12 protein-coding genes are annotated in these 11,388 nt (G+C 64.6%); 1 reads left to right on the top strand and 11 read right to left on the bottom strand.

Annotated elements, in window-relative coordinates; translation table 11 throughout:
• Nucleotides 1-324: 324 nt before the first annotated feature.
• The 4 genes from C8N34_RS24920 to C8N34_RS24900 are packed head-to-tail and all read right to left on the bottom strand — an operon-like array spanning nucleotide 325 to nucleotide 6,156.
• A complete protein-coding gene (locus C8N34_RS24920; protein WP_145693517.1) occupies nucleotides 325-2,946 on the bottom strand; it encodes a hypothetical protein in 2,622 nt (873 codons plus the stop codon).
• A complete protein-coding gene (locus tag C8N34_RS24915; protein ID WP_108130956.1) occupies nucleotides 2,943-3,575 on the bottom strand; it encodes a hypothetical protein in 633 nt (210 codons plus the stop codon). The genes C8N34_RS24920 and C8N34_RS24915 overlap by 4 nt, the downstream gene beginning before the upstream one ends.
• Nucleotides 3,576-3,584: 9 nt before the next feature.
• The gene (locus tag C8N34_RS24910) at nucleotides 3,585-5,753 is read right to left on the bottom strand and encodes a phage tail protein (RefSeq protein ID WP_199750633.1); all 2,169 of its coding nucleotides are present in this window, start codon (nucleotides 5,751-5,753) and stop codon (nucleotides 3,585-3,587) included.
• Nucleotides 5,740-6,156, bottom strand: coding sequence for a DUF6950 family protein (locus C8N34_RS24900; protein ID WP_108130955.1), 417 nt, complete (start codon nucleotides 6,154-6,156; stop codon nucleotides 5,740-5,742). The genes C8N34_RS24910 and C8N34_RS24900 overlap by 14 nt, the downstream gene beginning before the upstream one ends.
• A 74-nt stretch (nucleotides 6,157-6,230) precedes the next feature.
• Between C8N34_RS24900 and C8N34_RS24895 the strand changes: the two genes are divergently transcribed.
• Nucleotides 6,231-6,428: a hypothetical protein gene (locus C8N34_RS24895; protein WP_108130954.1), complete on the top strand. Its 198-nt coding sequence runs from the start codon at nucleotides 6,231-6,233 to the stop codon at nucleotides 6,426-6,428.
• Here the strand turns inward: C8N34_RS24895 and C8N34_RS24890 are convergent.
• The 7 genes from C8N34_RS24890 to C8N34_RS26550 form a co-directional block, all read right to left on the bottom strand.
• Nucleotides 6,425-6,754, bottom strand: a complete 330-nt coding sequence (locus C8N34_RS24890) for a hypothetical protein (RefSeq protein WP_108130953.1) — start codon at nucleotides 6,752-6,754, stop codon at nucleotides 6,425-6,427. The two genes, C8N34_RS24895 and C8N34_RS24890, sit on opposite strands and share 4 nt — an antisense overlap.
• A complete protein-coding gene (locus C8N34_RS24885; RefSeq protein ID WP_242013755.1) occupies nucleotides 6,747-7,334 on the bottom strand; it encodes a hypothetical protein in 588 nt (195 codons plus the stop codon). Before C8N34_RS24885 ends, C8N34_RS24890 begins: the two co-directional genes overlap by 8 nt.
• Complete coding sequence (locus C8N34_RS24880) at nucleotides 7,331-7,987, bottom strand: hypothetical protein (protein ID WP_108130951.1); 657 nt, start codon at nucleotides 7,985-7,987, stop codon at nucleotides 7,331-7,333. Before C8N34_RS24880 ends, C8N34_RS24885 begins: the two co-directional genes overlap by 4 nt.
• Nucleotides 7,987-10,413 (bottom strand): phage tail tape measure protein, encoded by a 2,427-nt coding sequence (locus C8N34_RS24875; RefSeq protein ID WP_108130950.1) that lies wholly within the window; start codon nucleotides 10,411-10,413, stop codon nucleotides 7,987-7,989. The genes C8N34_RS24880 and C8N34_RS24875 overlap by 1 nt, the downstream gene beginning before the upstream one ends.
• On the bottom strand, nucleotides 10,413-10,697 hold the full coding sequence (locus C8N34_RS24870; RefSeq protein WP_108130939.1) for a hypothetical protein: 285 nt from the start codon (nucleotides 10,695-10,697) through the stop codon (nucleotides 10,413-10,415). The genes C8N34_RS24875 and C8N34_RS24870 overlap by 1 nt, the downstream gene beginning before the upstream one ends.
• A 26-nt stretch (nucleotides 10,698-10,723) precedes the next feature.
• Entirely contained in the window at nucleotides 10,724-11,068 is a 345-nt protein-coding gene (locus tag C8N34_RS24865) for a GTA-gp10 family protein (RefSeq protein WP_108130949.1), read from the bottom strand.
• The coding region (locus C8N34_RS26550; RefSeq protein WP_170120582.1) for a phage tail protein at nucleotides 11,065-11,388 on the bottom strand (324 nt) is incomplete at its 5' end. The genes C8N34_RS26550 and C8N34_RS24865, both read right to left, overlap by 4 nt.

Genomic DNA, 11,388 nt, shown 5'->3' with positions numbered 1-11,388 from the left:
ATGGCCTTGCCCGGATCTACCTGCACCGCCTCGACCTCGGCCACCGATGTCGCGGCATCCAGGGCAGCGCAGGCGGCGAGGCGGAAGGCCTCCAGTTCGGCGGCGGTGCTGCGCCAGAGGGTGGTGTGTCGATGTCAGCGCCTCCTGCGCATGGAAAGCCCGCCGAAGCGGGGGTGTTGGGATTGCGGGCGGTGGGGAAGGTCATCCGATCTGGAAGGCGTTGTAGCCACTGGTCCAGATGCAGCGCACCAACAGCACCGCCGCGCCATCGGTCAGCATCTCGGACGGCATGCTGACCGAGATGCTGACGCCGGGATTGATAGATCACGGCAGCAAGCTCCAGTTGCTGCCGCTCGCGATGAGCGCCTGTGCGGGTCGGCCGTCGCGCAGGATCTGTAGCGTTGCCATCAGGTCGGTTTCCGACAGGCCGGGCGCCTGCCAGGTGTATCCGCCGCGCCAGCGGTAGGATTCTCCCGCCGCGATGGTTGCCGCCACCGTCGATCCGGTATCGACGCCACAGACTGCGTGGTAATACTTGCCACCGCTCCCCCGGATCAGCGAGAAAGATCCGCCGACATAGCGCAGATCGCCCGCCTCGTAGTTTCGGTCGATCCACGAGGCGAGCTGCCCATGCGCGGCGCGCAGGATCACCGCCCACGCGTCCGGCGTGGTCGCCTTCGTGCCGCTGGTCAGTCCGGCGGCATATGCCACGAAATCGCCCGCGCCGCCGCCAAGCAGCATCATGGTGGACTGGTAGCCCCCGGTGGCGATCTGCGGCCCGTAATCGACATATACACTGATATCTTCCAGCGCCGTGCGCTCGCACTCGACCTCGATCCCTGCAGCGGTGATTGTCACGACGAAATGCTCACGCAGCACGTATCGCCCAACGCCGACCGTGTTGTAGGCCATGACCTCGTTGACGACGCGCAGGGTGATGCGGGATGCGGCGCCCTCGGCCACTTCCCAAGGCTGTGCCGCGCCATCGATCAGCATGTCATAATAGACATTGCGCGCGGTATTATCGCCGCCAGCCCCACCGTCCGATCCGTGGTTTCCGCCGGTGAAGATGCGCGTGGCGGCGCCCTCGACATCCGCGCCGACGATCAGCGGCGGCAGCCAATCGGTCGGGCCGCTCCACTGTTCGAACCATTGGCCCGCCGTCGATCCGGTACGCGGACTGAAATAATGCGCCTGCACGTTCGGCAACAGGTTCTTGCCGTTCGGGCCGAAGGCGAGGCGATACCACCAGATGCCGCTTTGCCAGGTCGCCTGCAGGTTGCCATCCGCATCGGCCGACCACGACAGGCGCCTGGGGGTCGGGGCGGGCGCGATTGCGACGCGGGCCGGGTCGATGATCCAGCTATAGCCGGGGTCACCGACAGCGTTCATTTTGACAAATGTGCCGTAGGCCGGAAGCTCATCGGTGTCGATCTTCAGAACGAAACTGAGGCCGTCGATGATGGGGCTGCGCAGCGTCACCATCTGCACGCCGCTGCGGGTGATGTCGGGTGCTGGTTGAAGGTAGTTCAGAACGCTCAGCCCGGTTCCGGCCGAGCCATAGGTCTCGGCGTCGTATTCCTCGATGGTCCAGCCATCATTCGGCCCGGCCAGCGCCCCGGTGCCGTTTTTAAAGTATCTGATGCCGTAGACCTTGCCGGGGCGGGCACCATAGACCCAGGCATCCAGCAGGGCTTTCTCGAGGAAGCTGTTGGACGCGGATTGTATCTGGCCGCGCCGGGCGGGCAAGGTTGCCCGCGGCTGATATCGGTAGCAGGCCGGGTCGATGATCCACGACCAGCCGGGCAAGCCGCTACTGGCGTTGCTGTTGACCGGCGTGCCGCTGGCTGGCAGCGCCGCGCCGTCTACAGTCAAAAGGACGGTCGGGGAGGGCCGCCCGTCGGGATGATTGCAGATGATCTCGACACTCTGGATGCCGCCCGCAGGGTTGATCGTCGGCGGGTTGGTGTCCCAGTATTGCCGCAGCACCCGTGCGGTGCTGGAATCGGAGGCATAGGTGGCCGCGTCGAATTCGCGGATCACCCAGCCATAGCCGGGTGTGCCGATGGTCGCGCCGTTCTGGTAGTAGGCAACCTGATAATAGCACCCGCGACGGGCGCCAAACACCTGTGCGTCGAGCAACAGGTTAGACCAGATCGTGTACTCGGCCGAGGTGATCCCGTCGCGGGTCGCCGATTTCAGCGGATAGTGGGCGCCCCGGTTGCGGGCGAGCCTGCCATCAGCCTGCACAGCCTTGCCGTCCAGTGCTGTTTGCAGGCCAGTAATGGTCGAAATCGCCTGCGTGCCGGCATGATTGGCGCGGGCAAGCAGCGCGGCGTCGGGGGCATTGGCCGTCGCGCCCGTGGCAATGCCAGCCAGTTTGGTGCGCTCGGCCCCGGTCATGATCTTGGCCGTGGCGGTCTCGTCCAGCACCGACACGTCGTCCCCCGGCTGGACAGCAGTGACCGCCAGCGCGCCCTGTGCGGCGGTCGCGGTATCGGCAAGCGCGGCGGACAGGCCGGGCACATCGGCGATACGAATAAGGCTCAGAACGCGGATCACCGATCCAGAATGGATGCGGGCGACATACGAGGCAGCCCGAAGATCACCTGCTGCAAGAGCAGAGCCATCCGAGGCGCGCAACGTATAGACGGTCGCACCGATGGTCTTTGTCGGATCAACATCGGCGTTAACTCCCTGCCACGCAAACTGCAGCAATTGCCCGACCCCGAGCGTCAGCGCGGCCTGCGCCGCGACGACCTCATACACCGCGTCCTGCCCGTCGCCGGAAACATAGCTTAGGCGCACTTGGTCGCCAGCAGAGGCAAGATTGAGCAGGCTCGCATCTTCATCGACACGCGCAGCCACCTCCGCTGCGAAATCCCCCGGCGACACACCAGCGGTAGGCAACGCTCCTCCCCTGAATACGACAACACGATCCGTCACGGCGTGACCTCCTGATCAATATGGACGATATCTGTGACGGTGCGATCCACCCGCCCGCCCACCGCGAATTTGATGTCCCAGGCATGGGGGCCCAGGGGCAGCGTCGCCGTCTGGCTGGGCGCCAGCGTCACCTCGAACTCACCTGCCCCGGCATCCAGCAAGGTCACCACCAGCGCCCGCGTCACGCCGTCCGGGCCGCGCAGGGACGAGGTAGCAGTGATGCCCGTCAACGGGCGCGGGCGCCCCAGCCGGTCGGCATAGACGCAGCCAAGGCTCAGACTGTCGCCCCGCTTCAGCCGGTGCTCCTGCGGCCCCTCGGGCACATCCAGCGCCACCACATCCGCAATCGTGACCGTGCCGCTGTCCGTCACCACGATGTCGGGCAGATCGGTGATCAGCAGGCGGCCCTCGACCGCGCTCCAATGCTCGACCGCCACGGCATAGCGGCTGCCATCTGCCGCACACTCCAGAGCGATGCTGATCGCGCCCGCCGTGATCGTGGCCGCGACCGGGCTGGTGGTGACCACGGGCGAGCCGACAATCGGCGCGCGGGGCGTGAACAGCACCCGGCCATGGCTGGGCTGCGACCCGTCCGGCAAGCGGACGGGACCGGCGACAGTGGTTGCCATGTGATCCTCTCAGATGATGGTGATGGTCTGCGGCCCGCTGCGCGGCCCCGCGATGCCAGAGCCATTGATCGGCTCGGCCCAGTAGCTGTGCGACCCGACGCCGGGCCCCACGTCTGTATAGCTGTCCGCTGCATTCGGAGCGCCGAACTCCGTGCGGATCGCCACCGCATCGACAAATGCGGTCGAGCCATCCGCCCGCCAGATCCGCGTCGCGGCATATTGCCCGTCATTTGGCGCGGTGAAGGTCAACACCGCGTCCGACCCGGATACCGCCGCGCCGAAGGCCACCAGAGGCGCCGGCGCCGTGCTGTTGGCCACCGCGACAACGGCCAGCGGCACGGCAGGATACCAGGGCGAGCCCCGCCCGCCCGGCGTCCGGTTGCGCACCTGCGCCTCATAGGTGGCGCCATCGACCAGCCCGGTCGAGACAAGGGACGATTGCCCCTCGCCCGCATCCACGATCTGCCAATCCGGCACGCCAGCATCGACGGATCGGATTTGCAGCTGCTGGCGCAGATCCTCGGGCTGCACCGGCCATGCCCATTCGATCAGCGCCACGCCGCCGGTGCCCTCGACCGCCTCCCCGGTGAGGCTGGCCGGGGCCACCACATCGCCATCTTCAGCCACCACCGCGCGCAGCGGGCGGGCTGGCTCCAGCGTCAGCGCGTCGGGGTCGAAATCGCCCGCATCGACCGAAACCACATCCAGCGAAAACGTGTGGCTGCCGCCGTTGCGCGTCAGCCGCGAAACCTCGACTACCTCATCAAAGCCCGCCTCCTCATGGGTGATACGCAGGAACCGCTGTTCCATGCACTCATATCCGATGGGACCGATGGTGCCAGTGACCGAATAGGGCGGCCGCGCCGTCGCCAGCCAGCGATACCCCACGCGCCAGCCCTGATTGTGGCTGTTGATCGCCCCGCATGGCTCTTCGTGCCGGTCGCCCTGCGGATCGGCCACCACTGCGCCGGTCAGCTCCTCCTGATAATCCAGCGCCGGTTCGACGTATTTGACTGCCACCTGCCCGATCACATCCGAGCCCCACGCCCGGTCGCGGATCGAGATGGACAGGAAATCCGCATCGGTCAGCGTGACGGTCGGCGCGCTGTAGTAGCCGACCTTGAAGCCCAGCTTGCCGTCGCGCCGTTCGTAGAAAAAGGCGTCACAGGCCTTCATCATCTCGGCCCGGACCTGTTCCCAGGTCATGCTGCTGTCGATCACCATGTTGATCGTCCAGCGCCGATGTGTGCCGCCGTCGCGGTTGGTCACCAGCTGGTCGCTGATATCCGCCTCGGCCGCGACCTCATCCCAATCGACGGCAAACCCATAGTGCTGCGCCACATCGGCGATGATCAGCGCCGCATTGTCGGTCCAGTCCGACGTTTCGGTGCGCGGGTCATAGACCGTATCGCAACCATCCCAGACCGGCGCATAGACCCATTCCCGCCCGGTCGGGTAGATCCGCTGGAAAACGTTGTTCGGCGGCCGGGCGGCGTAAAGCGCGGCGTAAGACAACCCCTTGAAATCATCGGCAGTGGTGACCTCGGGAAAAACCGAATCCCAGATCGGATCGACCGCCTGCCCCGGCTGGCCGGTGTAGGTGCGGATCGCGCCATGCCATGCCCACCGGCCCTTGCCGTCATACCAGATCGGCTCGGTCGATACGAAGTCGCCCTCCAACTCGACCGGCCGCTTGTCCAGAAAGTGCTGGACCGGCCCGCGCGTGCTGTGCGCGGCGATCAGGATGCCATAGTGGCGCTTGAACCGATCATCGGTCCCGTCCGGGTTGGTGACATCGGCCCGGCTGGCCGCCGAGAAACAAAACGGCCCCCCCTTGCGGACCCGGCCATAAACCCGCTCCTGATAGGATATCGGTTGTGCCCAGTTGACCTGCCGGTCGGAGGGCGACGGGACCGAGGGCGTCGGCATCAACGCTTGCGACAGCGCCGACAGGCCAACGGACAGCACCACCCGCGACAGCAGCGAGCCGCCCGCGAGCCATGAACCGGCGGATGCCCCAAGCGCCCACGGCCCACCGATCCCGGCGCCTGCGACCACACCCGTCGTCAGGCCCTGCCAGAAGCCGGTGAAGAACGCGCTCAGCGGATCGGCCTTCGCCTGCCCCGCCAGACATGTGGTGGACAGAAGCGCGGCCAGCGCCAGATTACGGATGCGCATAGCCTACCCCCCAAGCTGCCAACACTTTCTGCGGGCGAAACGCCGTCACCGCGCCCGAGGTCTCTTTCACCGCCCATGCCTCGCCCAGGCATAGGGCCGCATGGGGCCGCGTCACCCCCGGCGCGATCTGAAGCACGATGCCAACATCCCCCCCCACCGGCTGCGCGGTCAGCGCCAGACCAGCCGCCGCCATGCGCGGCGCCACCACGGCCAGCGGGTCAGAGAAAAACCGCGTGACGCGCTGGCATTCGGCCATGCTTTCATAGGTCAGCCGCAGATCGGCGGCAGGATCGGGCCAGCCGCAGCGCACACACCAATCGGCGCAGAGCGTGACGCAATCCGCCTCGCCCCAGCGGTAGGTCAGCCTGCGCCAGCGGTTCAACTCGACATAGAGAGGGGTCATGGATACAGGCTCGGCTTTCTGACTCGACAGTTCAGGACCGCACACTGAAACTTCCCGCATTTGCAGGAGGTAACATGAACGATTCTGACCTGAAGGCTCTGACTAAACGCTTGGAACGTTACGAAATCGCAGTGCGCCAACTCGCCCATGAAACATCATTGCTTGCCGCGCAGATCGCCTTTGGAAGGCAAACATCCGAGATCACCGAAACCTCGGATCGCCTGAAAGCGCTGGCACACAAGTTGACGTCAGGGCTGGGCGGGGCTGATTAATACGAAGGGTGCTTGTCAAAAATTTCCATCAGCTTCGCGGCATCAACTCGCCAGACGCCGCGAAGCTGGCCGGATGCGTCCATGACAATCTCACCACGGACAACATCCCGCAGGAGCGCCCCGACGTCATCACAGGGATCTTTCAGGACAAGGCGTCGCCCGGCACCTGCCTCAATAAGCGGATATAGGGTCTGCACATCCCGGCATTCCGGCTTGGCAAGCTCGAACACACCCTCACCGATCTGGCGCAGGGGAGCGGGAGGGTAGAAGGTCACCATGTCCAGACGTTCGATCTCAGCACAATTATCCATGTCTTCCTCATCCAAAGAGTTTCTGTTCCTGAAACGTGTCGGTTGGGGCGAAGCGCAGCGAGGAATTGGCCTCGCCGATCAGCGCCGCATGATCACTGGTGGTGTTGGTCAGACGCGACGCCGTATTGCGACCCGCGCCGATGCTCTCGAAATTGAGCGTGATGCGCCGCTCCATCGGCCCCGACAGGTCAAACGCCACACTGGCACCACGGCGGGTCAACCAGCGGATCGGCGCATGCACCGGGGCGTGAAACTCCGACAGCTCCCCGATGGGCTGCACCCAGAACACGATTTCCCGGTCAAGGATGTATTCCGTCCCCAGCGCCCGCAGCTCGGCCACCAGATCGCCGTCGGACGGGTCGGGGATATAGGTCAGCGAAATCGACCCAGCCGGGGCCGTGCCGTTCAGCGAGACCTGCAAATCTGGCGCCTCAAGCAGCTGGCAGCCGATCCAGGCATGGCCGTCCACATCCACAAACCGCCCGTCACCGCCCAAGATGAACCGGAACACTCCGTCCTCTGTGTCGATCGACACCAGATCGAGCAGCCCGACCGATGGGTCGCGCGGGTTGAAACCGACGGGAAAGAAGCTCATCGGGTGATCCATTCCACAAGGTCGAGTTGCGGACGGGCGACCAGATCCAGTCCATACTCCGGCCACCCGGAATCGTCTGCCCGAACCGTGAACAGTCCACGCGCAACCAGATCAATGTCAGCATTGACCGGGATATCCACGCGCAGCATCTCGACTGTCAGAACAACAGAGGGGCCGACGCCGGATCGACCGACAACCAGAAACGGCCAGTCCTGATACGACAGGAAACAGCCAACCCGAACAGGATCGGGCGCGCCGGTTTCATCTACCACAATCGAGCCATCGCCCGCGCTGGCCGCAGTGACACAGCGGATCACCGGACGCGGCTCGACATAGAGACCCGCGCGATAGGCACGCCACATGGATTGCCAGGCCGCCGCCCCGATACCGGGCTGCACAGCGCGGTCAAGCATCCGCATGCGCAAAGCCCCGGAACGGCCCCGCAGCCTGCCGACCAGCGCCCGCCACTCCCCGATCATCTCGGGCGGCAAAACCATTTCAGGCTGGCCAATGAACCGCGGAAAACGGTTGAATACCACCTGCTCACTGCCGTCTGTCGCTTGCAGCGGAGCCTGTCCCCGCCAGTCGATACGCCAGTTGCACAGCGTCCCGCGATACAGCACGCGAGGCACATCGACGATATGACGCTCCATCAGGTGCCCCTGCGCTGAATGTCTCTGATCATGTCTGGCATCATGCGCACCTGTGCCCTTTGGGCCTGCGCATCCAGCCCGCTCGCAACCTGCGCCGCGCGACGATCCACATAGGGCTGGATACTGCCATTGCGTGGGTCCACCCCAATCCGCACATCCACAAGATCACGGCCCTGTTTCGGCGCCGCACCACCAGACACACGGGTCACTGCCCCGACATCCGGCATGGCAACCAGCCGCGCAATTTCTGCCGAGGTGAAGGCGCGGCGCGACGATGCGCCAGGCGACACCTGCCCACCTACTACCCCACCCTTGGCGAAGCCCGGCATGCGGAACAGCTTGCCCAGATCCCCGCTCACCCGCATGCGCTCGACCAGCTGCACCCCACCGGCGCGACGAATATCTGCCTGCGACCAGACCACCTCGCCACGGTGAACCACACCCGCCGCCTCATCCACGCCACCATCGCCAGTATAACCGCCGCGCGAAAAGCCAAGCGCCTTCAGGATGCCGCCGACACCTTTGCCAAGGCCCCCGCTCCACAGTTGTTCGAAGCCCTTCATGGCGATCATCTCGCCGAGCTTGGCGATCACATTGCCCAGAGCCTGCCGGAAAGTCTGCGCGCCGGTCACCAGCCCCGTGAAAACCCCGGACAGCGTGCCTTTCGTTTGCTCGACCGCAGATTTGAAATCTTCGTGCCGCTGTTTGGCCATTTCCATCTTGGTGGCAGCATCGACATAGCTGTTCGCCAGCTTGTCGATTTCCGCCCGCAACTCTGGCGTGATGGTCTTTCCGGCTTCCTTGGCCTCTTGCAGCAGCTCGGCCTTGCGGCGCGCCACATCGACCGCGATCCCGTATTCATCGAACGCCAGTTGCAGGTCATTGAGCGCCGACGCCTCGGCCAGCATACCCTCGACCTCAACACGCCAGTCCGACATGCTCTTGCCGAAATTGTCCTTCGAGCCCCCGCCACCCTTGGACTTGCCGCCGCCAGAGGCTTTCTTGCGAGCATCGTCCACCACATCGGGGATGCCATTGCCATCCATATCCACGGAAAACCCGCTCGGGGCCGCTTTTGGCTTCGGAGATGTGCGCGGCGCGCCTTCGGCCGGGGGCATCTGGATATCACCCACAGCCAAGGGCGTTCCGGTCGTGACACCCGCCGCTTCGCTCCCCGCCCCGGCCGCTGCTTTCAGCCAACTGTAGAGCTGTTGCGCCTTGATCGTGACTGATGCGATGACACCTCCAAGTCGGTCCACTTCCGAAATCGCACCGCTGAAGTTCACCCGGTCGGCATCGTCCAGCGCGTTAAAGGCTGCACTTGCCGCGCGCTGCAACTCATCCATCTTTGCCCGGAAGGTTTCCGCGTCGATGGCACCAGCTGCGAAATCATCAGCAAGCTTCCGCATCTCGTTAGATGCCTGCGCCAGCACTTCCCACAGACTATCCAAGCCCATCATGTCAGCTTCGCCTGCCGCTTGCGCCAGCGCATTGGCCGTGCGGTCGGCTTCCTCGGCTAGATTGCTCCACTCGCCACGAAGGGCGGTCAGCTTGACCACCTGTTCGTCGGAAAGATCACCAGCTTTCCGCAACTGGTCATAGACCTCATCCCCGAGGATCTGGCGCCCCTCAGCCTCATTGAAGATTTCGCCAATCCGATCTTCGATGACTGCGAACGGAAGATCAGCCAGCGCCACGGCGGCACGCTTGGCAAACGTCTCCACCCGGTCGGCCAGCTCATTCCACTTCTGATCCAGCTCGGTTGCTTTCTGGATTGCTTCCTCGTCCATCACCCTGCCCAGTTCGTGCGCCCGGTCAATGGTGCGGCGCAGGCCCGCTTCGCCTTGGTCGATAAGCTGGACGAACTGTTCCCCGCCCGTGCCGCCGAACAACTCATCCGTGATGCGGATGCGCGCCGCCTGATCCAGCCCCTTCAGGCGCCCGATGATTTCCAGCATCAGGGCCGAAGGATCTTTTAACCGCTCCTTCAGGTCAGCCGCGCTGAATCCGAGGCGCTGGAAGGCTTCGGCCGCTGCGCCGCCGCCGGTCACGATCCATTCATCTGCCCGTAGGGACAGTTCCTTGAACCCGTCCACCAGCGCATCGAGGCTGACGCGGTTCTGTTGCGCCACGAAAGACCATTCCTGAAAAGCCCGAAGCCCTAGACCTGATCGCTTTGCTTCATCGCCCATCGCGGCGATTTCCCTTACCGTGTCCTTCACACCGCTAGTCATCTTGTCGATGGCCCCGGTGACAAGCCCACTGGCGACACCACCGGCAAAGCCAAGAGCAAAGGCTTGGAACGCCTGCCCCATCTTGGCCGCTGTGCGCTTGGTATCCACCTCCAGTTTGCGCAGTCCCTGACTGAAATGGCTGGTATCCAGCCGCATCCGCGCATTCAAGTCACGCATAGTCGAAAGTGACATCAGTGCATCCTTTCAAGGGCTTGCTGCATGGTGATCGCCGGAACGCCAACACTGGCGCTGCGCAAGGCACCGGCCAGCGCAGACTCTGGCAGGCGTCGATCCTGACCATCTGTCGCCTGCACCCAGGCCAGCCAGTCATCATGTTCAAGAAGCGATCCTGCGCGCACCGCCTCGGCCATGCGGAGGCGATCCATCCGGGCGCGCAGCCGCAGGCCGCGCATCGTCACGACAAAGGCCCGAGGCGTGATCGACCAGAATTCCGCCTCGGAACATCCTGCGGCCACATACCGGGCCGCCAGATCATGCAGGGTCAGGCCGCCGGGCTGGTCGCGGCCTGCGGCTCCCCCGATTCTTCCTCCGCAGACGGCGCGGCAAGGGCGGTATCCATCGCCTGCGAAAGCGCCTCCTGCCCTTCAGACATCAACCGCCCTGCCTCGCGCAGCGTGATCCCGGTATGGTGTTCTTGCAGGCAGGCCCACAGCATGGCCCGCATGTCCTCAGCCGAAGCTTCGCCTTCGGCAAACCGATCCAGCGCGCCCCAGACCGCCGCCCCGGCAATGCTTTCATAATCGGCCAGCGCATTGAAATCGAACTTCAGCCGGTAGGTTTCCCCACCGGCCGAAAACTGCGCTTCCCCGTCCCCGCGACGCGTCATGCCACGACCTTGTGCAGCACCTTGAAGGTGGCTTCACCTTTCATGGCATCCTTGACCGGCACGCCGGGCAACCAGGTCTTCAGCCATGCCTGCCAGACATGCGGTGTGGTGGCCCCGGCCGGGGTGACCTCGATGAGAACCAGCTCGCGCGATTCCTCCAGATCCTGCAACAGCACATCCTCGGCATCCTCGGGGACATAGTGCTTGCTCAGCGCCCAGTCCGGCGCGGTTTGCAGGCCCGCGATGAATTCCTCGCTGTTGCCCGGCGAGTCGTGCGATGTGACATCCACATCGTTCGGCGCCTTGTTCGGGAAGGTGAA

Source organism: Gemmobacter caeni, from assembly GCF_003054195.1.
Classification (GTDB): domain Bacteria; phylum Pseudomonadota; class Alphaproteobacteria; order Rhodobacterales; family Rhodobacteraceae; genus Gemmobacter; species Gemmobacter caeni.
The sequence above is the reverse complement of the archived record's forward strand: the minus strand, read 5'-3'. Positions and strand labels throughout refer to the sequence as shown.

What these genes read in the sequence shown, in the direction of transcription:
- C8N34_RS24915 (WP_108130956.1), bottom strand. Translation starts at nt 3,575, where the DNA reads ATGGCAACCACTGTCGCCGGTCCCGTCCGCTTGCCGGACGGGTCGCAG.
- C8N34_RS24895 (WP_108130954.1), top strand. Translation starts at nt 6,231, where the DNA reads ATGAACGATTCTGACCTGAAGGCTCTGACTAAACGCTTGGAACGTTAC.
- C8N34_RS24865 (WP_108130949.1), bottom strand. Translation starts at nt 11,068, where the DNA reads ATGACGCGTCGCGGGGACGGGGAAGCGCAGTTTTCGGCCGGTGGGGAA.
- C8N34_RS24875 (WP_108130950.1), bottom strand. Translation starts at nt 10,413, where the DNA reads ATGTCACTTTCGACTATGCGTGACTTGAATGCGCGGATGCGGCTGGAT.
- C8N34_RS24900 (WP_108130955.1), bottom strand. Translation starts at nt 6,156, where the DNA reads ATGACCCCTCTCTATGTCGAGTTGAACCGCTGGCGCAGGCTGACCTAC.
- C8N34_RS24910 (WP_199750633.1), bottom strand. Translation starts at nt 5,753, where the DNA reads ATGCGCATCCGTAATCTGGCGCTGGCCGCGCTTCTGTCCACCACATGT.
- C8N34_RS24880 (WP_108130951.1), bottom strand. Translation starts at nt 7,987, where the DNA reads ATGGAGCGTCATATCGTCGATGTGCCTCGCGTGCTGTATCGCGGGACG.
- C8N34_RS24885 (WP_242013755.1), bottom strand. Translation starts at nt 7,334, where the DNA reads ATGAGCTTCTTTCCCGTCGGTTTCAACCCGCGCGACCCATCGGTCGGG.